Source organism: Gilliamella sp. W8145 (assembly GCF_016101145.1).
GTDB lineage: Bacteria > Pseudomonadota > Gammaproteobacteria > Enterobacterales > Orbaceae > Gilliamella > Gilliamella apis_A.
Map to the genome: position 1 here is coordinate 1,047,994 of NZ_JACFRC010000001.1, position 25,730 is coordinate 1,073,723.

The following is a 25,730-nucleotide window of genomic DNA, read 5'->3' on the forward strand; positions in this document are numbered from 1 at the left end:
TTATTTCAGGCTATTTTGTAAATAAGCACCAGCACCAAATAATCCCGGATCTTTATGCGTTATGACATAAACAGGAATTTTTTTAACTAAAAAAGACATACGACCTTTGTGTTCAAATGCTTCTCTAAATGGCGATGATTTAAAAAATTCGATGAATCGGGGAACAATGCCACCCGCAATATACACACCGCCTTGGGTATTAAGAGTTAAAGCCAAATTGCCACCAAATCGTCCCATAAAAGTACAGAAATAATTTAAAGTTGCTAAGCAGAGCGGACAACTATTAGACAATGCTTTATTAACGATTATATCTGGAGTGATATTTTCAATCGGTTGATTATTGATTTGTAACAAAGCTTGATAAATATTAACAATACCATTACCAGATAGAAATCTTTCTGAAGACACCCGACCAAATTTGTTACGTAACTGTTGTAAAATTCGATCTTCTTCTTCATTAATCATTGGTAATTCAGTGTGCCCACCTTCACCGGATAAACTAAGCCAATGTTCGTTTAATTTGATTAAATGTGAAACGCCTAAGCCCGTTCCTGCACCATAGATTGCTATTGGATAATTAAGATTAGCTTCACCACCACCAACTTTTACTACATCATTTGATGATAATCGAGGGATGGAATACGACACTGCAGTAAAATCATTGATAACTTCAAGCTTAGTTAAACTCAATTCTCTAATCAGTTCAGAGCGAGAAAATGACAAATTATTATTCGTCATTTCAATTAAATCACCTTCATTAATTGGACATGCTATAGCAATACAAGCCATCTCAATAGTTACAGATTGTGATGCTAAATAAGTCTTAATAAGATTGAGCAATACATCATCTTTTGAAATGAGGATTTTAGTTATCGCTGATAATTCATTACTATCTAAATTATAAAGTGCAAATCGGGCATTGGTTCCACCAATATCAGTAACTAGTGCATATTTACTCATGTGATTCCCTTTTAAAAATAAAATCTTTCTAGATAACCATTAATTTAATCAATTCAATTAATGCTATAACATAATGAGTAATATTATGGACTATTTAGATTGATTTAACTAGATTGCTTTAACTGAATTCACTAATGGAATTATTGCCGCTAATAAAATATTAGCGGCTAATATTTGAAATTTGGAGGAAATAACCAACTATAACCACTTTTTAACTTTAAAGTAAATGTAAGGGGCAACACCTGCTAGCAACATCAATAATAAGGATAAAGGATAGCCATATTCCCACTTCAATTCAGGCATGTTTTCAAAGTTCATTCCATAAGCCGATGCAACCACAGTTGGGGGTAGGAATACAACCGAAACAACTGAGAAAATTTTAATTATTCGGCTTTGCTCAATATTGATAAAACTGGTAGCCGCTTGCATCAAAAAGTTTACTTTTTGGAACAAAGATTCATTATGAGGTACCAATGATTCAATATCTCGTATTACCTCTCGTGCTTGCTCTAACTGATCTGTAGGCATCTTTGCTCGGCGCACTAAATAGTTAACCGCACGTTGACTATCCATCAAACAAAGCCGTACTTTCCACGCAGTATCTTCTAGTTCTGCTAAAGATGTAATAGCCTCATCATAATGTTCTTGAGCTGAGCGATCCATAATAATTAAGCTTAACTCTTCAAGCTCACTATAAATATTTTCAATCTGATCAGCTAATTGCTCAACTTTAACTTCAAATAAATCCAATAACACTTCGTATGGATTACCATCATTCATGCCTTGATAACGTGAACGCATTCGGTACAGACGGAAAGCTGGTAAATCACGTTCACGTAATGTAAACAAGCGACCATTGTGTACCGTAAATGCAACTGTTGAGTTACCGGCTCGGTCTTCCGCATCTTCATAAAAGAAGAACGAGTGAACATGTAGTCCTTCATTATCTTCGAAAAAACGGGCTGATGCCTCAATATCATCAAGTTCAATACTTGTCGCTAGATTTTGGCCTAAATTAGTCAAAATCACTTCACGATCAGCTTCTTCTGGTTCAATTAAGTCAATCCAGATCGCATTTTTAATATCGCCTTCATTAATTTTTACTAATTGTTTGTTTTTTAATCCAAACGCATTAATCATAAGGCCTCCAAGAGAAAAAATATTTAAGATATAACATCTACAAATGGCAGGCATTATACTCGTTATAGTAAAAAATTCCTATGATAAAGCGAATCTTTCTGTATTTTAAAATTTTGGATACTTAATTCCAAATTTAAATTAAATTCGGTGATGTTAATTAAGTCTCATGATACAATAATACATATCAGATATTTATGTAATTGTTAGGAGTGTATAATGGCAAACCGAGGTATTAATAAAGTCATTTTAGTAGGTAATTTAGGTCAGGATCCAGAAATTCGTTACATGCCAAACGGTAACGCTGTCGCAAATTTTAGTGTTGCCACATCAGAATCTTGGAAAGATAAACAAACTGGTGAAAACAGAGATCGTACCGAATGGCATCGCGTTGTTGTATTTGGTAAATTAGCTGAAATTGCTGGCGAATATGTCAAAAAAGGTACTCAAGTTTACTTAGAAGGACAATTACAAACACGTAAATGGCAAGACCAAGCGGGTAATGATCGTTATACTACTGAAGTAGTGATAAATGCTGTAGGTGGCACATTACAGATTTTAGGCTCTCGATCTGGTGATAGTTTTAATGATGGCTCACAAAACTGGGGACAAAGTGCTAATAATACTTCGTCTGCTCCTAGTACACCACGTTCTTCAACAGCAAATGAACCAGCAGCTAGTCAACCAACTATGCCTGAACCACCAATGGACTTCGATGACGATATTCCATTTTAATGGTTATTTATTCAATTCTATATTACCTAGGCGTATAAATTACGCCTTTGTTCAATGCATATTCATACATGCTTTTATCAAATAATAACAATTTATTGTATTTAACTTTTCTTAAAACCTGTATTAGAACGGTAAAGATCAGGTGTAACTCCTGCGATATTTTTAAACATAGTAATAAAAGCGGATACTGAACTATAACCAACAGAAAATGCGATATCTTGAATCGATTTATCTTGTTCTAAAAGCGAGATACTATACAAAAATCGTAACCGTTGACGCCACATTCTAAATGACATACCTAATTTTTGTTGGCAACGTCTTGCAAGGGTTCGTTCGGTTGTAAATACTGTTTGAGCCCACTGTTCTAGAGTCTTATTATTAGCTGGGTCTAATTCCAACTCTTTTAAAATAGGAGCTAAATATTTATCGTTCGAACTTGGCAAATAGAATGTGAGGTTAGATTCTATTAAGAGCTGATCGATTAACGCTTGTCCTAAACGAAGATCCTGTTCACTTTCTGGCTCCAGAATATTTCGCTCAAAGAATGAATCAATAATAGCATGGCTGATTTTATTTAAACCAAACAAACAAGTGTAATCAGGCATAATTTGGCAATTAGTTATATTAATTGTACGAAACCATGTTAATTCTTTGTTGTAACATGCGTGTTCGGTATATGGCGGAATCCATAATGCAAATCCTGAAGGAGCCAAATATCTTTGCCCTTGAACTTTCAAGACAAAAATACCTGACTTAACACATATAATTTGCCCCCAATTATGCTGATGAGAAGAATATTCAGTCTCTGCATTAAATGCTTCATCATGAAGAAACATAAATCTTTTAGATTCCTTATCATTCAAATTAGTTTAAAAAATTAAATTCATGGTAATTAAATAATATAAATATTGTCTTATAATAGCTCTTTTTGTCTGATTCTAGTGATATTTATAAATTAAGACAAGTTAAACTACATCGAATAACTTTTACTATTGTTTACATAAGAAATATATGGCTTATTTATACCCATTGATGGCAGTATTTATTTGGGCTGGCAATCAAGTTGTCAATAAATTATCTGTCGGCGCAATTGAACCTGAGGTTATCTCTTTCTACCGTTGGTTTTTAGCACTTATTCTATTAACCCCATTTTTTCTAAGAGGAATTATTAAGAACTTACCGCAAATCTTTCCTCAAGCTCTTAAATTAATGGTGCTTAGTTTATTAGGTATGGCTTTATATCAATGCCTTGCTTATTATGCAGCGGCAACAATTAGTGTGTTAACGATGGGGATCATTATGTCTATTATTCCTTTGTTAACTATCCTATTAAGCATATTCATTTTAAAAACACCACCAACTCAAGGGGTGCTAATTGGCAGTATTTTATCTTTTATTGGATTAATCTGGCTGATTAGTGGTGGTGAGCCAACTAGGCTTCTCGAACTTGGGATTGGTCAAGGTGAAATTTTAATGTTAATGGCTGCCCTGTCTTATGCGCTTTATGGAGTATTAACCAAAAAATGGACAATGAAAATCACAAATTGGCACTCAGTCTATGTTCAAATTTTGTTTGGTACATTAATGTTATTGCCAGGCTTTTTAATGAGTAACAATTTAACTGTAAATTCTGACAATGTTTGGCTTGTTATTTATGCAGGTATACCGGCTTCAATTATTGCACCATTTGTTTGGATTATAGCTATAAAAAAATTAGGTGCAAATAAAACCGCCCTTTTCTTAAATTTAACACCGGTTATCACTGCAATAATTTCAATACTATTTTTGCATGAAACACTGTGTAGTTACCATTTAATTGGTGGCGGTATGTCATTTATCGGCGTTATATTAGCACAAAACTTAAAAGCACCATTGTTTAAAATCAAGACTTCAAATAAAGATTCATAACTAAACAGTACTGCACTAATATTTATTTAGTTTTCACCTAAGTTAATGTATCTTTTTTATAAATTTCATCTATACTTAATTAAAACTTTTATTACGATTTAGATTGATGTTATGTTGGAACTTATACAAACAGTCGGTTTTGGTTTAATTCTGTTTATTCCATTAACAAACCCGTTAACTACCGTTGTACTGCTATTAGGTCTATCTGGAGATATGACCAATGAGGAACGTAATTACCAGTCGAAAATGACTTGTATTTATGTTTTCATCATCATGATTGTTTCATTTTATTGTGGACAATTGGTCATGAGCACATTCGGTATATCTATCCCTGGTTTACGAATCGCTGGTGGTATGATTGTTGGCATTATCGGTTTTAGAATGCTTTTTCCTCAACAACCCTCGCATAAAACATTAGAAGCAGATGCAAAAAAGAAAGAAGTTTCCAATAATATCGCTTTTGTTCCACTTGCAATGCCAAGTACTGCTGGACCGGGAACAATTGCTATGATAATCAGTATGGCTTCCACTGTAAAAAGTGGTGGATATAATGTATCGACTTGGGTTGTTTATACTTCATCAATACTTGTCCCTTTATTATTATGTATTATTTTATGGTTCTGTATGCGTAGTGCTGGTAGCATAATGCGCTTTATGGGTAAAAGTGGTATAGAAGCCACATCAAGAATAATGGGCTTTTTACTGGTCTGTGTTGGTACACAATTTATTATAAATGGCGTTAAAGAATTAATATTAAACTTCCCAAATATTTGAAAAAGGCTATTTTTTTATTACAATTTTTTTATCTTATTGATTAACTATAGATTTGGGATATTTTTTATCATTTCTACTCGCATCAAATAATCATATAGAGGTAAAAGTTGTTTAAAACCTTTAGCAAGTTTATTCGGTAAATCACCATTTAGAACATCTTCAATATGATTATTGGTTACCATTACAGCAATGTTCTTTCGATTGTACCATGTCGATAATTTTTCATCTTGATCTTTGATTAATGGTCTTTTATACATTTCCCCTACTAATTCAAATGGTTTTTTAACACAATTAATTACCGCCAAAAATTTAGAGGGGTCATTTAGTATTTCTTCTCTAAAGATATCCATAGTAGGTTTTGAAGCACAATAATAACCTAAACCATATCTATAGCTATCTGGACCAATTTCAAAAAAATAGGCTGGAGCTTCTTTCCAATCACGATTAGGGCGTTTAAACGTCAACCATAAACGACTACGGTATAATGACTTATCTTTAGAGAATCGCGTATCACGATGAATTCGTGAAATTGTTTTACCTATAGCTGGACGCGTTTCAAACCATTCATCAATTTTAAGCATGGTTGGTGTTAGTTGCTCAACCAATAATCGAAAAGGTTTGATCAAATCATTGTCATAAATTGATCTATGCTCTTCAAACCAAACTCTACTATTGTTAATCCAAGCATCTTGTAAAAAATTTAACCCTTCTTGAGTAAAGCCAGTAAAATTTGCCATATTTTATTCCTGATATAATGCTCTAACTTTATCTAAGTCCTCTTGGGTATCAACCCCAATAGCCGGAGCTTGTTTGGCCACCGCTACATGTATTTTCTCACCATACCAAAGAACTCTTAATTGTTCTAACATTTCTATCTGTTCTAAAGCAGAAGGTGCCCATTGAATATATTGACGAATAAAACCCGCACGATATGCATAAATACCAATGTGACGTAGGTAAAAGTCACCAATCGAATCAAGTTTATTTTGTTCACTCAATTGAGCAAAACGATCACGCTCCCACGGAATAGTCGCCCGAGAAAAATAGAGTGCATAACCATCTTTATCCATAACCACTTTTACAGCACCTGGGTTAAATGCTTCTTCAACGGAAGCAATCGGCACAGCTAAAGTTGCCATTCCTGTCTTGTATTTCACTAAATTATCAGCAACTTGATCAATAATAATCGGTGGAATTAATGGTTCATCACCTTGAACATTTACAATAACTTCATCGTCAGCCAGTTGAAAAGTATTAATGACTTCAGCTAAACGTTCAGTTCCTGAGTTATGCTTATCACTCGTTAAAACGACCTCACCACCATAGCTTTGCACTACATCAAAAACTTGTTGGTTATCAGTGGCAATGATAACTCGACTAGCCGATGACTTTTGCGCTTGTTCCATTACTCGAATTATCATCGGTTTGCCATGGATATCAGCAAGGGGTTTTCCCGGTAAACGGCTTGAAGCATATCTAGCAGGAATAATTACTGTAAAACTCATAAAATTACCTCAAAACTTTAATTATTCTTTATTACAATTAGATTGATTTAGTGAATTTGCTTCGCTTGCTAATAATACCGGTATCCCTTCTTTTATTGAGTAAACTAACCTATCATTTTGGCAAACTAATTGTTGATGTTGCTTATCGTATTCTAATTGTCCATGACATTTAGGACAAGCAATAGCACTTAATAACAGTTGTTTCATTTTTTTTCTCTTTGTAATTTTCTTTCTACAAATAGTGAATAAATCTTTTCAATAGCCTGATTGGGTATCGTAGCATCAATTGGTAAATACCACCAATTAGGTAATGCAAATTGTCGACATTTCACTGCATCTTTTTCGGTCATTAAAAGTGTTTGATTATTTCCAGCTATTTTCTCTAACAATGGCAGGCTAAAATTTTGATGATCAGCAAAAGATTCTGTATGTAACAAATCTGCATTCATTTTTATTAACATATCAAAGAATCGCTTTGGATTACTAATACCAGCAATGGCACAAATATGATGTAATGCCGATAATTGGCTTTTTTCATTGGTTAGTAGATTTACCGCGTAACTAGGGGTTAATTGCATAGTATAAGTTTTATCTGGATACTGATTTGATATATCGCCCGAGCTGTCACCATTTATCATAATTAAATCTACTGATTTCAACCGATTTGTTCGCTCTCTCATAGGGCCTGCAGGGATCCACCAACCGTTTCCGAATAGTCGTTTACCATCAACGACTACGATCTCAATATCACGAGCTAATGCATAATGCTGTAAACCATCATCAGTTAAAACAACATCCAATTGATATGATTTTAATAATTCTTTAACTGCCTCGACTCGCTTAGGTGCGACCGCAATTGGTATTTGAGTTCTTTGATAAATTAAAATTGGTTCGTCACCAGCTTGAGCAGTGGTAGTATGTTCATCTAAAATTAATGGATAATGGTCGGATTTTCCACCATAACCACGAGAGACTAATCCAACTTTCAGGCCTTTAGCCTTTAAGGCTTCAATTAAACTGATTGCCAGAGGCGTTTTACCATTACCTCCTGCTGATAAATTACCAATGACAATAATGGGAATTGGAGATTGCCATGCTTTGAATATACCAAACTTGTATAATTGACGACGAATAAAGCTAATACATCCATACAATAATGAAAATGGCAACAACAACCAAAATGATTTATTTTTACCATACCATAGTTTCTCAATCATAACTTTATTATGCTCTCTAATTCCAATAATTTTATTTTTATATAGTGGATAAATACATAATTTATAAACCATACTAACAATAATTCTATTTTACTCATAAAATGATAAACTACCAAACCAATCATGATACCATCTTGGATTGATATCTTGTCGCATAGTTTTTTGTTGCCATGATGATGTATAAAAAAATAGACTTATTTGCCCCTCCTTACCTGTAACATAATAATTAATATTTAGCGCTTTATAACGATTAGTTATCTTATTGGAAGGTAATCTCCATGGGTTATAACGTGATGTTGAAGTTAGTGAATTAAAAGGATTAACATAATTTAAGAATGAATAACTTGATGAAGTAGTACTACCGTGATGAGGAGTTTGTAGAATGGTTGAGTGTAAATTGCGTTTATATTTAACCACTAAATCATATTCTTGTTTACGTTCTAGATCACCCGTCAACAACACTGAAAATTGACCATCAGTAATTTGTATTACACATGAATCGCCGTTATTAGGATCACTCACTAATTTGGTCGGCCATAACACATTAAAGCGTAAATGTTGCCAATGAAATTTATGATCAGCTAAACAGTTATAATCATTACTCAAACTTGAAGATGAACTCATTAACCACGCATCAGGATAACGTTGTCGTAAATAGCTTAAACCACCAATATGATCATTATGGCTATGGCTAATAATAATTCCTTCAACATTCAGATTATGCCATTGTAAAAAAGGGATGATTACTTGCTCAGCCGCTGAACTATTTTCCCATTTTGCACCAGTATCATACAAAATGGCTGATTTACCATTGTGAATCACAATGGCCAATCCATGTCCAACATCCAACATATCCATTCGCCATAGATAATCGGGTTGTTTATAAATTGGCGAAAATAATATTGTTATAACAATAATAATAGAAAAGCTGAAACTTCGCCAAAATTCTATCCTAATAATGATAATACTTAACCATCCAATACTACTAAACAAATAAAAATCCGCTGGTATATTTAGCCATAAAATATTTAAATATTCTAAGCAATAAAAAAGCCATTCTAGCGAAGTTTGCGCAACAAACCATAACCATAAAGCAAGATAAAAACAGTCCATCAGACTAAATAATAATGCCAATAAAATCGCGGGAAAGGTGATTAACGAAACAATAGGAATTGCAATTAAGTTAGTTAACAACGCAACAACACTTATACCATGAAAAATAAATAATTGGATAGGAAGCAATAATAATGTTAAACCAAATTGTAAATGTAATAATCTAATAAAATACCATCGTTTTTTATTTTTTAACGTGCTAGCTAATGGCAACCATTCAAATAAAAAAATCAAGCTAACCACAGCATAACAGGACATCCAAAAACTTTCAGATAGTATCATTAGCGGATCCAAAATTAATAATAACGCTATAATACGGTTAATTTTCTGCCACGCGCTGATGTGATTATTTTTATAACGCAAATATATCCAAATTGATAATGCTAAAATAGCTCGTAATGCTGGAGGATTAAAACCAGTTAACCATGTATAACATAACGTTGTTAACCAACCAATTAATATGGGTAATAATAAATGGCTATAGCGTTGTGGGAAAAAAAACAGTAATCCTTTTAGCAAAAAACAACTAATATAGAATACTAACAGAATATGCATTCCTGAAATTGCCATTAAATGAGCTACACCGGTTTGCATCATAGTTAAACGATTATGATCAGAAATCTGTGAACGGTCACCAAATCCTAATGCTAATAAAATGCCTCGATAACTAAACAGATTAATATAAGCTAAACATTTATCAGCAATACTTTGTCGAATATTAAACTTTTTTTCGAGCAAAACTGATTTAATAACTTTAGCTTTTAACAAAGTATGATTTGCAATGGCAAAACGTTGTTTATCAAATGAGCCTTCATTTAAATAACTTTGCGTCACTTTAGTTTTTATTGTTAATTGCCAAATTTGACCAGCTTTAATTAAATCTGATTGTTGCCAATAAATAATAATAGGTATTGGTGATGATAAAATCTGATCTGAAATTTTTAAAATGGAAAATTTTGCATAATACGGATTGTTTTTTTTGGGGGAATAAATTTGAGTATTAATAGTTTCAACTTTTGCTGTGACGACTAATGTCTGGTCAATATATGGTTCAATTAGGCTTAAATATTGTTTTGCATTTGCTGTAGACCAGAGAAAACTTAATATAAAAACAGCAATCACACAAAGATAGTAATGGCGTCGTATTGACCATACTAAAATAATAACAATGAATACCCCAGCCAAAACAAGCCAACTTGTTTCTAAAGGCAATGATGGCAAAAACATTAATGGCACACACCCAAAGGTGAATACAATTGCCATTAAATCTATTGAACCGTAATGCCGCATCAATTTCTACATATTAATATTGTTCAAATATTTAATCTAATATGTTAGAACTTTCTTTGGATTATTTTACCTTTAATTTTAGAGCTACATTCCAATTTAAAAATTACTATTTCTGTTTCTATTGAGAATCATTCATCTAATTAATTAATAAAAAAGCCTTTGATTTTACTCAAAGGCTTTTTTATTAAATGGATTGAAATTATGCTTTAGCTGCATTATTTACTCGTTCACGTAACTCTTTCCCAGGTTTAAAGTGAGGGATATATTTGTGTTTAACCTCAACATTTCCTCCTGTTCTAGGATTTCTAGCTTTACGTGGTGCACGGTAGTTAAGACTAAAACTACCAAAACCGCGTATTTCAACACGATCATTACTTTCCATCGCTAAAGCAATTTGTTCAATAATGTCTCTAACTGCATCATCAACAAGTTGCACAGGAAGGTGTGCCCGCCAGTTGACTATTCTTTCTGCTAAATCGGATCTGTTCATGGTCACTCCTAATTTATTTTGTGTGGTATATATTTTATTCATTTTATACCACAAAAGAAAAAGAGGGCAAGCCCTCTTTACTCTTTGAATAAATATTTTTTACTCAGTTTTTGATGCTGCTTTAAATGCTTCAGCCATTGCGTTAGTAAATGATGCATCTTCTTGAGTTGCAGTATTATTTACAGCTGCTAATGCTTCTTTTTCATCAGCTTCATCTTTAGCACGTACAGATAGTGAAATTGCACGAGTTTTACGATCGATATTTACGATTTTCGCTTCTACTTCATCACCAACATTTAATGCAGTAGTTGCATCTTCAATACGTTCACGAGCAATATCTTGTGCTTTTAAGTAACCTTCGATACCGTCAGCGATTTCAACTGTTGCACCCTTAGCATCAACTGCAGTAACTTTACCTTTAACAATTGCGCCTTTTTTGAAGTTAGATGCAAAGCTGCTGAATGGGTCGTCTTCAAGTTGTTTGATACCTAATGAGATACGTTCACGGTCAGCATCAACTTGTAGAACAACAGCTTCAATATCGTCACCTTTCTTATAAGCTTTAACAGCTTCTTCACCTGGCATATTCCAAGAAATATCAGAAAGATGTACTAGACCATCAATACCACCATCTAAGCCGATGAAGATACCGAAATCAGTGATTGATTTGATCTTACCGCTAACTTTATCACCTTTATTGTGTGATTCAGCAAATTGTAACCATGGATTTGGTTTACATTGTTTAAGACCAAGAGAAATACGACGACGTTCTTCATCAATTTCAAGAACTACAACTTCAACTTCATCACCTAAGCTAACTACTTTAGATGGATGAATATTTTTGTTAGTCCAATCCATTTCAGAAACGTGTACTAAACCTTCAACACCTGTTTCGATTTCAACGAAACAACCGTAATCAGTTAAGTTAGTTACTTTACCAGTTACTTTAGTGCCTTCTGGGTAACGTTTAGCAATTGAAACCCAAGGATCTTCGCCTAATTGTTTTAAGCCAAGAGAAACACGTGAACGGTCTTTATCGAATTTAAGAACTTTAACAAGTAATTCTTGACCAACTTCAACCACTTCACTTGGGTGTTTAACACGTTTCCAAGCCATATCAGTGATATGTAGTAAACCATCAACCCCACCAAGATCAACGAATGCACCGTAATCAGTAAGATTTTTGATAATACCTTTAACTTCAGAACCTTCTTGTAGATTTTCAAGAAGTTGTTCTCTTTCTGCGCTATTTTCAGATTCAATTACTGCACGACGTGAAACAACTACGTTGTTGCGTTTTTGATCTAATTTAATAACTTTTAATTCGATCTCTCTATTTTCAATATGAGAAGTATCGCGTAATGGACGAACATCAACAAGCGAACCTGGTAGGAACGCACGAACGCCATTAAGATCAACCGTAAAGCCACCTTTAACTTTACCATTGATAACACCTAAAACTGTTGCAGCATCTTCAACTGCTTTTTCTAATGTTAGCCACGCTTCATGACGTTTAGCTTTTTCACGAGATAAGATTGTTTCACCAAAGCCATCTTCAATAGAATCAAGAACAACGTCTACAACGTCGCCAACTTGAACTTCTAATTCACCTTGGGCATTTTTAAACTGCTCTACTGGAATTGCTGATTCAGATTTTAAACCAGCATCAACTAAAACAACATCTTTGTCGATTGCAACGACAGTACCACGGATCATATTACCAGAACGAGTGTCTAGTTGATTTAAAGACTCTTCAAAGAGTTGAGCAAAAGATTCAGTCATATTTTATATACTTAAATTAATATTAACGTCCACATTACATCCTGTCTTGTGGGGTTGTTTATGTTACTCCACTTACATCCTTATAATGGAGCTTCGTTTACACAATAAGTTTACATACAATATAAACTTATAGCGCAAGTTTTTCTTTTATATACATAATAGCTTGATTAAAAACATCTTCGATAGAGAGAGATGTGGTATCAATTATTAATGCATCAACTGCAGGCTTTAAGGGCGCAACCGCTCGATTTCGATCTCGCTCATCACGCGCGGTTATCTCCTGCAAAATTTCGGGGAATTTAGCATGAATTTGCTTATCTTGCAACTGTTTCATTCTTCTTTCTGCTCTTGATTGAGCGCTAGCATCAAGAAATATTTTTACAGGGGCATCGCTGAACACGACTGTGCCCATATCACGACCATCGGCAATTAATCCAGGCAATTGTCGAAAATCACGTTGACGCTGTAATAAGGCTGTTCTTACTTCATTTATTGCAGCTACTTTTGAAGCTGCTCCACCAGTTTGTTCGGTACGAATCTCTTTTGAAACATCAACCCCAGCCAACAATACTTTGACATCACCATGACTGCTATCAAATGTTAACGGTAAATTCAATGCAAGCTTAGTTAGCTGATTAATATCATCTAAAGCAATATTTTGTTTTAACGCCGCTAGCGCTAACACACGATAAATAGCACCTGAATCCAAAAGATGCCAGTTGAAGTGATTTGCTAACGCTTGACATAATGTACCCTTACCTACACCACTAGGACCATCAACAGCAATAACAGGAATATTTTTTGTCATGTTATATTTCGCTTAATCGTTTAAATTGTTCAAAATAATCAGGAAATGTTTTCATTGTACACTTCGGATCTAAAATAGTTACTGGCGTATCAGAGAGTGCAACTAATGAGAAGCACATAGCCATACGATGGTCATTATAAGTTTTGATTTCTGCATGATTGAGTTTTGCAGGAGGAGTTATAGTAATATAATCCTCTCCTTCTTCAACAATAGCACCAACTTTACGTAATTCGTTGGCCATAGCCGATAAGCGATCGGTCTCTTTTACTCGCCAATTGTAAATATTTCGAATTGTCGTTGTTCCATCAGCAAAGAGTGCAGTGGTTGCAATTGTCATCGCAGCATCAGGAATATGATTCATATCCATATCGACACCATTTAATTCACCGTGAGTACACTCAATATAATCATCAGCCCAAGTTATTTTGGCACCCATTTTTTCAAGCACATGGGCAAATTGAGTATCTCCTTGTAAACTTTTTTTACCAACTCCAGTAACACGAACAGTGCCACCTTTAATTGCTGCTGCCGCTAAGAAATAGGATGCTGAAGAGGCATCACCTTCTACCAAATAACTACCAGGCGATTGATAAGTTTGATTAGCTTTAATGACAAATGTCTGATATTGATTATTGATAACCGATACACCAAACATTGCCATCATTTCTATTGTAATATCAATATATGGTTTAGAAACTAGATCGCCAATAATAGTAATTTCAGTATCATTGCTAGCTAAAGGGGCGGCCATCAATAGTGCAGTCAAAAATTGACTTGATACTGAGCCATTTACAGCAATCTTACCTCCAGTAAAACCACCATGGATATGAAGTGGCGGATAACCTTCATTTTCAAGATAATCAATTTTAGCGCCACCTTGACGTAATGCATCCACCAAATGACCAATTGGACGCTCTTTCATACGAGGTTCACCCGTTAATACAATATTATTATCGGCTAAACAAAGTGCTGCAGCTAAAGGACGCATAGCTGTCCCGGCATTTCCTAAAAATAGTTCTAATGGGTGAGCAGAATGTAATTTACCACCTACCCCTTCTATATCACAAATTGTTCGGTCATCTGACAGATGATATTTGATGTTCAACGCTTTTAAAGCCTCAAGCATATAGCGAACATCATCACTATCAAGTAAATTAGTTAATCTTGTTTTACCTTGACTAAGTGCAGATAATAATAGGGCACGATTTGATACACTTTTAGAACCAGGTAAATTAATGGTACCACTAAATTTTTTTATCGGTTGTAATGTTAAAGATAACATAATGACTCTCTTTAGTAATTTTAATATTCTTTAAAAATTTTCTAAGGTGGTTTTTAATAGATCGATTGCTTTATGATCTTTCGCACTATTTTGCCATAACTTATCAAATAAGTGGCGATAACGTTTAATTGCATCTTCTGAAGATGTTATTGAGGCAATCCCTGTGGTTATATTAGGTAGTTCACCTAATCGAAAAGGACTCATTGCCAATGCTAACGCATCTTCATTTTGATAAAATATTTGAAAAGCGATGGATGGGATAGCTTGTTCCGTAATCGCAATTGTTGGTGCATAAGCTTGATTTTCTATCAATTTGATCAAATGATAAATTTCTTTACGAGCTAACAACATTCTTTCAGATTTCTTGCCTGGAGAAATAGTTAAATTGCCAACCAAACCGATGTGCAAAAATCGCTCAACATTACGCAAACTGATTAGATTAATCACTTTTGGTACAGATTGATAAAACTGTGTCTTACGCTCATTTAAAATCGATAATGATGTTGCATATCTTTGCGCTGCAATGGATTCACTCGACTCATTTAACATCATACCTAAATGAGCAAGATAATCGGAAGAAGTTAATAGAAAAGAAAAAGGATCAAAATGGGAATAAATGTGCGTAGATTGTTCTTCTAATTGACGCATGCGTTCAAAAAAACCATCACCACTGGAATAATATTCAGTGTCAATGCCAAGCAAACTAGCAAATGAAGTATCTAATAATGAGGCTAAACGTTCAAGTGTTTCTATTTTGACAATTTCGCCTTTTTCTAAACGGTAAACTGCAGCTCTAGAGATTTTAAGACTTTCTGCAACATCTTCAGCTCTGAGAGACGCAGCGATACGGTAAGCCCGCAATCGCTGTCCGATAGCACAATAATCAATCGATCCAGTAATCATAATATACTCAAACTATTGGGATTTTGGCAGTGTACCATATGGTAGGTACAATGCCAATTTAATGTAATGATATTTCAGACTAAATACATGCTTGAGTCTTTTATTTTAATAATTCATTTTGTAATGATGATGCATTTTTAAATTCAGTATAGTCAGTGATAGCTTCCGGTTGCTTTTCTTCTTTTTCCGTTTTTCCTATCACTTGTGATGCTATTACTAAACCTTTTTGTTCAATAACGGTATTTTTATAAAAATCAATTAAATCTTGTTTAGTGATTTTCTTAAGTAGTTCTATTTTTTTATCACGAGAATCGAATTGAAAACGAGATAAACGATAATCTGAAATTAAACGTTCAAACTCTTCATCTAAGGATTGCGGAGGCATTGTCTGTTCATCAATGATACTTCTTTTATACTCTTCAATATCCTCATCAGTTAACGCATCTAATTTATTTAACATTGCTGGGTAAAAGGCTTGATAACGTTGTAATAGATAAGCAGGATCCCACTGATTAGTTTGCACAGCAAAACCCAGCCCTACTGATTCACCGATGAAAAATGGAAAAATACCTACAAGATATCCCAATTGTTCATTGCTCCGTAATTGATCAAAAAACCATGGTGACATAATATTAGCTAATGTATAGCCAACTACTTGGCTTTTAGTTGGATCATAATTAGTTGGGAAATAAGTCATTAACAATGCGCTATCGGTACTTTTCGCTTGTTGGGTGATTCTCGCTGTAAACGAAGTTTTAATTGCTATATCATCCAAAGGCGTAAATTCAACATTGCGTTTTAATGTCTTTTGCACTGCATGATAAAGATCCAGAGAATCTTCATTTGAAATATTACCTAAACTAATCATGTAAGGTATCGATTGAGACATCAAGTTATCACGATAAGCTTCAACATCACTAATAGTGATAGTATTTGTAATTTGTCGTCTTTCGTCTCGTTCAAAATAGTGCGGCAATTTAGATAATGCAAGAACTGGCTCGGACGCTAATCGAATACTTTCGAAATGATCTGCCCCATCAAGTCGTTGCAGATACCATGATTTAGCTAATGCTAAACTTTGTTCATCAATAGTCACTTGACGATAACTATTAAGAATAGCCAATACCATTTCTGGTAAATGTTGATTAAAACCAGCAGCTGTTATCATTAAACCATTATCAGTACCAGTAGATAATGACATTCCGGCATTACCAGCTTGAAATTGTAATTGAGTTAAATCACGACTAACTATGTAATCAAGTAACTCAAAAGCAATTGACGTTTTTGCATCTTTAAAAGCCTGATTATTACGTAAAGAAACAGCAATCACAGCCTTAGGATCATTACTAAAATGACGACTAACAAAATGAATATGATTACCACGTTTACTAAATGTAGCTGGTTGAATCTGATCTTCATTTTGTGCAATTATACTAAAATTATCAGGAATATAAGGATTTAATTCAGGCAGACTAAACGAAAAATCTTTAGCTAAATTAGTCCACGTTGCTTTTAATTCATCTGTAATATTATCGACCTTATAAGGCGCATTAAGAAAATATGCAGTTTTATCGGTGGTTTGATTTGGAGCAATCAACCAAACTCTAGCATTATCGGGAGTAAAACTTTTGATTCGAGTGATGATAGCTTCTTTATTCAAATGTTCAGCAACATAATCCGCATCTAATACATTTTTAACTGGATAAAGCAGCATTTGATCAGATAACCATTCAACATAAGACATATCGCGGTTAACATCTTTATACTTAAACGACAAAGCAAAAACTTTTTTTATCTCATCGTAATAAGCTTCTGAAACGCCCTGTTTTTCAATTAATTGTAAATAATTGAATATAGCTGCAATCACCTTGTCTTTTTGTGCCAAACCTTCATCAGTTAAAATAACATTAATATTAAATGTCCCACTATTACCATAATATTTACTATCACAAGTTGTTTGAATAGCTTCAATCAAGCCTTGTTTTTGTAACTGATCAGCTAAGGTATTTTTACTATTATTACTAATTAAATAGATAAGATATTCATTGGTTTTATCTGCAAATTTATCGATGTCATTTTCGATTGGAAATTTTAGAGACAACATTTTTCTAGGTTGAGCTGGTATCATGGTAATTTCTTTACCAGTAAACTCCTGAGTTATCGCTGGTTTAGTAATTGGTGGAACAACAATATTTTTATTAGGAATTTGACCGTAAGTAGATTCAGCCAAAGTTTCTAATTTTTCAATGGATTGATTACTATAAATAACCCCAACCATAATATTAGCTGAATAATATTTATCATGAAAATTAACCAATTCATCTTGCAATTTACTATTATCTTTATCACTTAATGTTTCTAAATTGCCTCCAGAAAATTGTGCTGCTGGATGATTAGGATTAATCGTTTCAGAATCAACTTGCTGAATGCGGAAACCATCACTCGATCGGTACATCGTCATTTCAGAACTAACGGCATTACGTTCTTTATCAGCAAATTTAGGATCAAAAATTGGCTCAGCAATCGCATCAGCTAAATAATCTAATGCAGTATTAATCACACCGTTTTCAACTTCAAAGAAAAATGCAGTCCGATTACCACTGGTAGTAGCATTATAGTTACCGGCATGTCGTGACAAAAACTCAGTAAAGCTTGACGGTTGAGGATACTTTTTCGAACCCATTAGCACCATATGTTCTGTGTAATGAGCTAATCCTTGTTGAAGTACTGGATCATATAGTGAACCAACAGGCAATGCTATTGATCCGAGTGATTTGGTTGCTTTCGGATCTGAAACTAATAAAACTCGCATTTTATTATTAAGTTCAATCACTTCATATTGACGATCATCTCGTTCGCTTTGGTGAACTTTATTTGATAATACAGAATGTTCATGCTTATTCTCAATAGCAAATGAACTATTAAATGTAAAAACGGTTAATGCAGTAATAAATAGTGTTTTAGTTTTCATGTTATTCATAGAATTCTCGCCTAATTTAAAAGACAGTATAATCGAAATATAAATATAAATGAAAAAGAAAAATTTATTATTTGGAATTCAAAATTACAGTCAAAATTCAAGAATATAAAGGTATATAGAAGGTATGATTAATTACAGCTTTATTAATAGAAGAGAGCAATATAGTGATAATCGTTTTGCATAAAAATAGCAATTATCTAAAAGATATGGTTAAACTAACATTATCGTATTAAAAATACAACAAATTAATAAATAAAAAAGGGCTAAAAATAGCCCTTCCTCATTATCAGATCATTAATAGTGTTCTCATTGTTAATCTTAATTACCGAGTAACTAATTAATGCTCACGTGTTTTTCTAAATTCAACATCTGGATAACGTTCTTGTGTCAGATTTAGATTAACCATACTCGGCGCAATATAAGATAGATTATCACCACCATCTAGTGCCAAATTTTGCTCACATTTTCGTTTAAAATCTTCAAGTTTCTTAGCATCACTACATTCAACCCAACGAGCCGTTGTTACATTTACTGGCTCATAAATCGCTTCTACGTTATATTCAGATTTTAAACGCGCAACAACTACGTCAAATTGCAACACTCCTACCGCTCCAACAATTAAATCATTGTTAGCAATTGGACGGAATACTTGTACTGCACCTTCTTCCGAAAGCTGAACTAAACCTTTTAATAATTGTTTCTGTTTAAGAGGATCTTTTAAACGAATACGACGAAATAGCTCAGGGGCAAAGTTAGGAATACCGGTAAATTTAAGATCTTCACCTTGAGTGAAAGTATCACCAATCTGTATAGTGCCATGATTATGTAAACCAATAATATCACCAGCATAAGCTTGTTCAACATGATCTCGATCACCAGCCATAAAGGTTAATGCATCAGATATATTCACATCTTTTGCGATACGAACATGACGCAACTTCATACCTTTCTCGTATTTACCCGATACAATACGCATAAAAGCAACTCGGTCACGATGTTTAGGATCCATATTGGCTTGGATCTTAAATACAAAACCAGTAAATTTTTCTTCAGTAGCTGCAACCTCTCGTTTATCGGTCTGGCGAGGTTGAGGCGTCGGAGCCCAAGCAGTCAACCCATCAAGCATATGATCAACACCAAAATTTCCTAATGCAGTACCAAAAAATACTGGAGTTAAATCACCAGATAGAAAAGCTTCCAGATCAAACTCATTTGATGCACCTTGTACTAATTCAAGCTCATCACGAAGTTGCTGTGCTAAATCATCGCCAATTGTGGTATCGAGTTCTGGATTATCTAATCCTTTGATAATACGAACTTCTTGAATAGTATGGCCTTTACCTGTTTGATAAAGATAGGTCTCATCTTTCGCTAAATGATAGACACCTTTGAATAATTTACCACAACCAATTGGCCAGGTAATAGGTGCACACATGATATTAAGTTCATTTTCAACTTCATCAAGTAACTCCATCGGGTCACGTATATCACGATCAAGTTTATTCATAAAAGTCAAAATTGGCGTATTACGTAAACGCGTTACTTCCATCAATTTACGTGTTCTATCTTCGACACCTTTTGCAGCATCAATAACCATTAAACAACTATCAACAGCAGTTAACGTTCGATAAGTATCTTCAGAGAAGTCCTCATGCCCAGGAGTATCAAGTAAGTTAACTAAACAATCATTATAAGGAAATTGCATGACCGATGTGGTGATGGAAATACCACGTTGTTTTTCCATTTCCATCCAATCTGATTTAGCGTGTTGAGCATTAGCACCACGCCCCTTAACTGTACCCGCAGTTTGAATCGCTTGTCCAAACAACAATACTTTTTCGGTGATAGTCGTTTTACCCGCATCCGGGTGAGAGATAATAGCAAAAGTACGACGAGCATTAACTTCGTCTAAATAAGCTTGTTCTGTCATAAAATTAATCAATTTAGCTAAGCAAAAATAATGGCGTATTCTAACAGGTCTACATCTATATTGCCATTGAAGAAGACTATTTTGCTATTTGCCTTATTTATATATCTGTGAATAATAGCGGCATTTAATACTGATGGTGATATAATCACTATTTGATAATAGTGTTTAATATTAGAAATATCTGAAAATAACCATTAATATGAATATTCGTGACCTAAAATTGTTTTTACATTTGTGTGAGACATGCCATTTTGGCATGAGCGCTGATGCAATGCATGTAAGTCCTTCCACGCTTTCAAGGCAAATCCAACGCCTTGAGGAACAATTTGGGCATCAATTATTTGTACGCGACAACCGACAAGTTCAAATTACTCATGAAGGCGAAAAAGTAAAACGTTTTGCTCTACAAGTTGTAAATCTACATCAACAATTAAAGCAAGAGTTAGATCAATCAGATCAACAATTGGTTGGCGAATTAACCCTATTTTGCTCAGTAACGGCGGCCTATAGTCATTTACCTGATATATTAGATCGCTTCCGCATTCATTATCCACTAGTTGAAATTAAGCTATCTACTGGTGATGCTGCTGATGCAGTTGAAAAAATTCAATCTAATCAGGCTGATCTCGCTATTGCAGGCAAACCTAAACAATTACCGGCTGGTGTTGAATTTATAAAATTAGGCGAGATCGAAATGGTCTTATTAATTCCTAAACTTAATAGCTCATTTAGTGATAAATTACATCAAAAAACGCCAGATTGGCATAATATTCCTTTCATTTTGCCAGAACATGGCCCCAGCCGACAAAGAATTGATTTATGGTTCAAACAACAAAAAATTACCAGTCCTAGAATTTATGCAACAGTTGCAGGACATGAAGCAATTGTATCTATGGTTGCTTTAGGATGCGGTGTAGCATTATTGCCAAAAGTGGTAATGGAAAACAGTCCAGAAAGAGTTCGCGAACGAATTACTGAATGGTCAACCAATTTAATGGAACCATTTGATGTGGGTATATGCGTCCAAAAAAGGCGATTATCTGAAAAAATTATTTCAGCCTTTTGGGCTCTTGGTAGCAAAAATTTACCATCTAACGGATAAATTATATAATTATCATCCATGATATGGAAAACTAAGTTAATTAAAAAATGGGAAGTTAGTGTAATGACTTTGATAATCAAAAATATAAAAACTTTAACATCATTACTATTTTTACCAATACTTGCAATTCCAAATATTGGCTATACTGATCAAAATAATCCCTACAATCCAAAACCACAATGGATTACTATTCACAGTTCAAACTACTATGATGGAGATAGCGACGATTTAGTTACAGCCGGCATTGGTTTTACACCTTTATCATCAATGATACAAAAATTCAAATTTGCTGATCCTGATAATCCAACAACTCGTGAGCTCCGTCAAGCTAAATTAAATCGCTTTATTGATACAAAAACCGGTGAAGGTCAATTATTTGGATTTAGACAGCAAAACTTGTCACCATTGTTCGATGGAAAAATAGCCGGCACCGAAATTTTAGCGACAATTAAAGAAGGAAATGTCGGTGTTCTATTACAAATTCCCGTTGATTTTGATAAGAAAAAACCATGTATTGTTGCCATTCCAGCTAGCAATTATGACGGTTTATATAACGCCAAAGATATACAAATTCGCGGGCTTTGGGGATTAAAACACAATTGTGCAGTAGTTTATAATGATAAAGGATTGGGCAATGGTATTTATGATATTAGTAGTCAACAAGGCTTTACTATAGAAGGAAAAATTGCAAAAGATAATCTATTATTTAATCCTAAGATCAAAAATAGAGAAAATTTTATAAAAAATTACCCCAATAGATATGCTGTTAAACAGTTACACTCAAAACAGAACCCTGAACATAATTGGGGCAAATATGTTTTACAGTCAATTGAATTTGCACTTTATGAAATTAATGATAGATTTTCAGCCACAAATACTCGAAACTTTACCAGCTATAATACATTGATATTGATCTATGGTGCCGAAGATGGTGCTAGTGCAGCCTTGAATGCGGGTGAATTAGATAAGATCGGAACCATTAATGGTATTGTTGCGGTTAATCCACAAATACAACCCAATCCAGAGATTGCCTCACTTACTATACAAGAAGGAACTAGTGTAAGAAGTTTCAAATATAATTCAATCCCTGATTATGCTACTACAGCTGCGCTTTACATTCCTTGTGCCATCCCAGCAATTGAGCCTAATAAGGCAGACAATTATGTTCCTTATGCGTCAAAATATTTTTATTCGCAAAATCGCTGTGATGCACTAAAAAAGGCTAACTTATTAACTAAAGGTACGCCTAAAGAAGCTCTAGAAAAGTTATATAGTTATGGTTGGCGTCCAGAGATGGAAATTCAGTTACCCTATTTTTATAATAAAGAATCAATTGCTTTTCCGTATCAATATATTAGTTCATATGGTCGCTTTGATGTTACAGAAAACATGTGTGATTATTCTGTTGCCAGTACGCAACAAGATCCTCTTTATAATTTTGGTGAAGTAATGCCATTAAAAGAAGTAAAATTCTCTGAAATCTGGTCACTATCTAATGGTCATTTACCTGTTTGGGCCAATAAAGATGTTACCGCAATCGATCTTGTCGCAAATAAGGATATCGATTCACCAAGAAGAGAGTGGTTCTCAAGCTCTGAAATTAAAAATCAGATAGATTATGGTACTAAAGGGGCTATTTGTTTACGAGAGAAAATAACCGAGAAACGAGTTAATGATGGACTAAAACAAGTACAAGCAACCGGAAATTTAAATAAAATTAAAACATTTATTGTACATGGCCAAAATAATGTCAAACAGTTAATAAATCATACATCTCGCCCGTATGTTGCTTTAAATAGCGGAGTAGAAGGAAAAGAATCGCAACTACGTTATATCGAAGTTGAAAATGCTAGTTATCTCGACGGAAAATCACCATTTGATAACACACTATTAGCTATTGACTATTACGGTGAAGATGCCATCGAATGGTTATGGGCCAATCTAACTAACAATACTACATTACCTGAAAGTCAGGTAATTCGTACTAAGCCAAGAGGTGGCAGCATTAGCCAAGCTCCGCAAGCAACACTTGAAAACTTGGTACCAATAGCCCAAAAACCGGATAGCAGTAACTTGATTATGATTGAAGATAGAAAAATCAGTTTACCTAAATAAAACTATTCAATTCTTTAATGGTTATCGAATGAATTTATGTAGTTAAATTATTCGATAACTATTATCTTATAAGCTTATACCGATTTTATACCTGAACATATTTTCGGATATAAATCAAAAAAATGTGATTCTAATGCGCTATAGTTTTGTTTAATATCAATAATGGTTTCTTGCAATAAATAAAGTTTTGGTCTTCGCTGAGCCATACCTTTTAATACTTTCGCAATAAAATCTATTGATGCGTAATTTTCTAACCATGATTCTTGCCACATCGCATTCATAAAATGTTGATAATCTGTAGGATAATTAGTGATATAAGGTTGGATATACCTTTTAGTCATAATATTAAATGATGATAAAGTTTGACTTGAACCAAAATCACGCCAATACTTTGATAAAAAATGATCCCAAACAATATCAAGCGTTATTGGAGCAACACGTTGATGACTATTTCGAAATAACAATTTTGCTTGTTTAACAGTAGGAAAACTATCAGTAAAGCTATCAATTTTTCGGTGCAACATAATACCATCAGCTATCTCAGTTGGAAATTGCTGATAAGGATCACCTTTTACAAAATCAGCAACAGTATTGCCAATTAGCGAGCTATTGGCAATTGTTGCTAAATGTAAATGCGCGAGAATATTCACAACGTTCTACCAACAATCAATCACGATGTTTAAATTCTCCTTCCGCAAATCCCTCTCGCCAATAACTGGTGATTTGAATAGCATTAGGTTCTAAATTGGGATATTTATCTTTGATTGAATGACGTAATTGTTGTGCCAATGATCTTTCCATTCCCCCCCAAAACAATATATTATCTTGATCACTAAAATTGATGTTCATCACCGCGTCAACTAATTGATTAGGAGCATTTAAATCCTTAACAAACCATTGAACTTTTACATTTTTGTTGATTGGTAGGTCAACAATATCCGTTTTGTGATTAACTTCAATAAAAGCTAATGCTGTTTGAGAACTAGGCAAATTTTCAAGCGTATAACAGATACTCGGCACTGCAGAAATATCGCCCATCAAAACTAAAAATTGATTATCAAATTCTAATTTACCAGCAGTACCTACAATACCAACTTGATCACCTATTTTGGCCTTTTGAGCCCAAACCGTCGCTAATCCTTGAGAATGAATAGCAAAATCAATTATTAGTTGATTAGTGGATTCATCATAACCACGAATACTGTAACTACGTGCTAACTGGCGAATTCGATCACTGACCATGATTTTATTATTTTCATCTAATTGCGGAAAAGTAATTTCACCAGTCAAAGGATCTGCAAAGAGTAATTTTAAATGAGGACAAATCCAACGCGGATTGACCATCAATGGTTTATCACAGCTAAAATGCAAACGTAAAAAACTACGGGATAACTGTTCAACTTTGATAACTGTTAATAGCGCATTAATAATTGCTTTTCTTGGTTTCTCTTGCATGTGATGATCCTTATATTGCTGATATAACAGAAACATCATACAACAAAAAATAGATTAGATTAGGATATTTTTTAAATAAGAAAATAATCAAAATAATTAATATCGTTTATTGTCAGAATTAAGGAAGTAAAGTTAAAGATTAAATATGATTAATAGATTAGATAATACAGATCATTAAACTAATTTTCGTTAATCTAAACAGAATTCAAAAACCAGAATCACTAAATAAGAATAATACTGCTAA

Annotated in this window: 22 protein-coding genes; 5 read left to right on the forward strand and 17 right to left on the reverse strand. The window is 33.9% G+C overall.

Annotated elements, in window-relative coordinates:
• Positions 1-960: a glucokinase gene (locus H3T80_RS04745; RefSeq protein ID WP_110447550.1), complete on the reverse strand. Its 960-nt coding sequence runs from the start codon at positions 958-960 to the stop codon at positions 1-3.
• A 198-nt stretch (positions 961-1,158) separates the two neighbouring features.
• Complete coding sequence (gene corA / locus H3T80_RS04750) at positions 1,159-2,100, reverse strand: magnesium/cobalt transporter CorA (protein ID WP_110447549.1); 942 nt, start codon at positions 2,098-2,100, stop codon at positions 1,159-1,161.
• Between the two features lie 216 nt (positions 2,101-2,316).
• On the opposite strand from corA, the gene H3T80_RS04755 reads away from it, so the two are divergent.
• A complete protein-coding gene (locus H3T80_RS04755) occupies positions 2,317-2,832 on the forward strand; it encodes a single-stranded DNA-binding protein (protein ID WP_110447548.1) in 516 nt (171 codons plus the stop codon).
• A 101-nt stretch (positions 2,833-2,933) separates the two neighbouring features.
• On the opposite strand, the gene H3T80_RS04760 is transcribed toward H3T80_RS04755, so the two are convergent.
• A complete protein-coding gene (locus H3T80_RS04760) occupies positions 2,934-3,668 on the reverse strand; it encodes an AraC family transcriptional regulator (protein ID WP_198200342.1) in 735 nt (244 codons plus the stop codon).
• A 175-nt stretch (positions 3,669-3,843) separates the two neighbouring features.
• Here H3T80_RS04760 and H3T80_RS04770 point away from each other — a divergent pair, with 175 nt between their 5' ends.
• On the forward strand, positions 3,844-4,740 hold the full coding sequence (locus H3T80_RS04770) for a DMT family transporter (RefSeq protein ID WP_198200343.1): 897 nt from the start codon (positions 3,844-3,846) through the stop codon (positions 4,738-4,740).
• A gap of 111 nt (positions 4,741-4,851) precedes the next feature.
• The gene (locus H3T80_RS04775) at positions 4,852-5,514 is read left to right on the forward strand and encodes a MarC family NAAT transporter (protein WP_133052222.1); all 663 of its coding nucleotides are present in this window, start codon (positions 4,852-4,854) and stop codon (positions 5,512-5,514) included.
• Positions 5,515-5,558: 44 nt separating this feature from the next.
• Here the strand turns inward: H3T80_RS04775 and H3T80_RS04780 are convergent, their stop codons facing one another.
• From H3T80_RS04780 to prfC, 12 genes are all read right to left on the reverse strand, one after another.
• Positions 5,559-6,251: a DUF2461 domain-containing protein gene (locus tag H3T80_RS04780; RefSeq protein ID WP_198200345.1), complete on the reverse strand. Its 693-nt coding sequence runs from the start codon at positions 6,249-6,251 to the stop codon at positions 5,559-5,561.
• A 3-nt stretch (positions 6,252-6,254) separates the two neighbouring features.
• Positions 6,255-7,019, reverse strand: a complete 765-nt coding sequence (gene kdsB / locus H3T80_RS04785) for a 3-deoxy-manno-octulosonate cytidylyltransferase (protein WP_110447544.1) — start codon at positions 7,017-7,019, stop codon at positions 6,255-6,257.
• Positions 7,020-7,040: 21 nt separating this feature from the next.
• Positions 7,041-7,226, reverse strand: coding sequence for a Trm112 family protein (locus H3T80_RS04790; RefSeq protein WP_086359461.1), 186 nt, complete (start codon positions 7,224-7,226; stop codon positions 7,041-7,043).
• Complete coding sequence (gene lpxK / locus H3T80_RS04795; RefSeq protein WP_198200347.1) at positions 7,223-8,236, reverse strand: tetraacyldisaccharide 4'-kinase; 1,014 nt, start codon at positions 8,234-8,236, stop codon at positions 7,223-7,225. The genes H3T80_RS04790 and lpxK overlap by 4 nt, the downstream gene beginning before the upstream one ends.
• Before the next feature lie 90 nt (positions 8,237-8,326).
• A complete protein-coding gene (locus tag H3T80_RS04800) occupies positions 8,327-10,612 on the reverse strand; it encodes a DNA internalization-related competence protein ComEC/Rec2 (protein ID WP_198200348.1) in 2,286 nt (761 codons plus the stop codon).
• A 226-nt stretch (positions 10,613-10,838) separates the two neighbouring features.
• A complete protein-coding gene (gene ihfB / locus H3T80_RS04805; RefSeq protein WP_034901983.1) occupies positions 10,839-11,129 on the reverse strand; it encodes an integration host factor subunit beta in 291 nt (96 codons plus the stop codon).
• 99 nt (positions 11,130-11,228) lie between these two features.
• The gene (gene rpsA, locus H3T80_RS04810) at positions 11,229-12,911 is read right to left on the reverse strand and encodes a 30S ribosomal protein S1 (RefSeq protein WP_110447542.1); all 1,683 of its coding nucleotides are present in this window, start codon (positions 12,909-12,911) and stop codon (positions 11,229-11,231) included.
• A 127-nt stretch (positions 12,912-13,038) separates the two neighbouring features.
• Positions 13,039-13,719, reverse strand: a complete 681-nt coding sequence (gene cmk / locus H3T80_RS04815) for a (d)CMP kinase (RefSeq protein WP_198200350.1) — start codon at positions 13,717-13,719, stop codon at positions 13,039-13,041.
• Position 13,720: 1 nt separating this feature from the next.
• Positions 13,721-15,004, reverse strand: coding sequence for a 3-phosphoshikimate 1-carboxyvinyltransferase (aroA, locus tag H3T80_RS04820; RefSeq protein WP_367274770.1), 1,284 nt, complete (start codon positions 15,002-15,004; stop codon positions 13,721-13,723).
• A gap of 27 nt (positions 15,005-15,031) precedes the next feature.
• Complete coding sequence (locus H3T80_RS04825; RefSeq protein WP_198200352.1) at positions 15,032-15,904, reverse strand: helix-turn-helix domain-containing protein; 873 nt, start codon at positions 15,902-15,904, stop codon at positions 15,032-15,034.
• A 100-nt stretch (positions 15,905-16,004) separates the two neighbouring features.
• The gene (ptrA, locus tag H3T80_RS04830; protein WP_110447538.1) at positions 16,005-18,884 is read right to left on the reverse strand and encodes a pitrilysin; all 2,880 of its coding nucleotides are present in this window, start codon (positions 18,882-18,884) and stop codon (positions 16,005-16,007) included.
• Between the two features lie 337 nt (positions 18,885-19,221).
• The gene (gene prfC / locus H3T80_RS04835) at positions 19,222-20,814 is read right to left on the reverse strand and encodes a peptide chain release factor 3 (protein WP_198200353.1); all 1,593 of its coding nucleotides are present in this window, start codon (positions 20,812-20,814) and stop codon (positions 19,222-19,224) included.
• A gap of 199 nt (positions 20,815-21,013) precedes the next feature.
• Between prfC and ilvY the strand changes: the two genes are divergently transcribed.
• Together ilvY and H3T80_RS04845 are read left to right on the forward strand one after the other, a co-directional pair.
• Complete coding sequence (gene ilvY, locus H3T80_RS04840) at positions 21,014-21,916, forward strand: HTH-type transcriptional activator IlvY (RefSeq protein WP_110447536.1); 903 nt, start codon at positions 21,014-21,016, stop codon at positions 21,914-21,916.
• Positions 21,917-21,979: 63 nt separating this feature from the next.
• Complete coding sequence (locus tag H3T80_RS04845) at positions 21,980-24,031, forward strand: 3-hydroxybutyrate oligomer hydrolase family protein (RefSeq protein ID WP_198200355.1); 2,052 nt, start codon at positions 21,980-21,982, stop codon at positions 24,029-24,031.
• 74 nt (positions 24,032-24,105) lie between these two features.
• Here the strand turns inward: H3T80_RS04845 and H3T80_RS04850 are convergent, their stop codons facing one another.
• Positions 24,106-24,681 carry an ACP phosphodiesterase gene (locus H3T80_RS04850; protein ID WP_198200356.1) on the reverse strand — a complete coding sequence of 192 codons (576 nt, stop codon included), beginning with the start codon at positions 24,679-24,681 and terminating at the stop codon, positions 24,106-24,108.
• Positions 24,682-24,697: 16 nt separating this feature from the next.
• Positions 24,698-25,486: a siderophore-interacting protein gene (locus H3T80_RS04855; RefSeq protein ID WP_181414642.1), complete on the reverse strand. Its 789-nt coding sequence runs from the start codon at positions 25,484-25,486 to the stop codon at positions 24,698-24,700.
• Between the last annotated feature and the right edge of the window lie 244 nt (positions 25,487-25,730).

Bases quoted from the DNA above. Each gene is read 5' to 3' on its own strand.
- rpsA (WP_110447542.1), bottom strand. From the start codon at position 12,911: ATGACTGAATCTTTTGCTCAACTCTTTGAAGAGTCTTTAAATCAACTA.
- H3T80_RS04800 (WP_198200348.1), bottom strand. From the start codon at position 10,612: ATGGCAATTGTATTCACCTTTGGGTGTGTGCCATTAATGTTTTTGCCA.
- prfC (WP_198200353.1), bottom strand. From the start codon at position 20,814: ATGACAGAACAAGCTTATTTAGACGAAGTTAATGCTCGTCGTACTTTT.
- kdsB (WP_110447544.1), bottom strand. From the start codon at position 7,019: ATGAGTTTTACAGTAATTATTCCTGCTAGATATGCTTCAAGCCGTTTA.
- H3T80_RS04775 (WP_133052222.1), top strand. From the start codon at position 4,852: ATGTTGGAACTTATACAAACAGTCGGTTTTGGTTTAATTCTGTTTATT.
- ilvY (WP_110447536.1), top strand. From the start codon at position 21,014: ATGAATATTCGTGACCTAAAATTGTTTTTACATTTGTGTGAGACATGC.
- cmk (WP_198200350.1), bottom strand. From the start codon at position 13,719: ATGACAAAAAATATTCCTGTTATTGCTGTTGATGGTCCTAGTGGTGTA.
- H3T80_RS04755 (WP_110447548.1), top strand. From the start codon at position 2,317: ATGGCAAACCGAGGTATTAATAAAGTCATTTTAGTAGGTAATTTAGGT.
- H3T80_RS04845 (WP_198200355.1), top strand. From the start codon at position 21,980: ATGACTTTGATAATCAAAAATATAAAAACTTTAACATCATTACTATTT.
- H3T80_RS04855 (WP_181414642.1), bottom strand. From the start codon at position 25,486: ATGCAAGAGAAACCAAGAAAAGCAATTATTAATGCGCTATTAACAGTT.
- H3T80_RS04790 (WP_086359461.1), bottom strand. From the start codon at position 7,226: ATGAAACAACTGTTATTAAGTGCTATTGCTTGTCCTAAATGTCATGGA.
- corA (WP_110447549.1), bottom strand. From the start codon at position 2,100: ATGATTAATGCGTTTGGATTAAAAAACAAACAATTAGTAAAAATTAAT.
- H3T80_RS04825 (WP_198200352.1), bottom strand. From the start codon at position 15,904: ATGATTACTGGATCGATTGATTATTGTGCTATCGGACAGCGATTGCGG.
- H3T80_RS04745 (WP_110447550.1), bottom strand. From the start codon at position 960: ATGAGTAAATATGCACTAGTTACTGATATTGGTGGAACCAATGCCCGA.
- ptrA (WP_110447538.1), bottom strand. From the start codon at position 18,884: ATGAATAACATGAAAACTAAAACACTATTTATTACTGCATTAACCGTT.
- lpxK (WP_198200347.1), bottom strand. From the start codon at position 8,236: ATGATTGAGAAACTATGGTATGGTAAAAATAAATCATTTTGGTTGTTG.
- ihfB (WP_034901983.1), bottom strand. From the start codon at position 11,129: ATGAACAGATCCGATTTAGCAGAAAGAATAGTCAACTGGCGGGCACAC.
- H3T80_RS04770 (WP_198200343.1), top strand. From the start codon at position 3,844: ATGGCTTATTTATACCCATTGATGGCAGTATTTATTTGGGCTGGCAAT.
- H3T80_RS04780 (WP_198200345.1), bottom strand. From the start codon at position 6,251: ATGGCAAATTTTACTGGCTTTACTCAAGAAGGGTTAAATTTTTTACAA.
- H3T80_RS04760 (WP_198200342.1), bottom strand. From the start codon at position 3,668: ATGTTTCTTCATGATGAAGCATTTAATGCAGAGACTGAATATTCTTCT.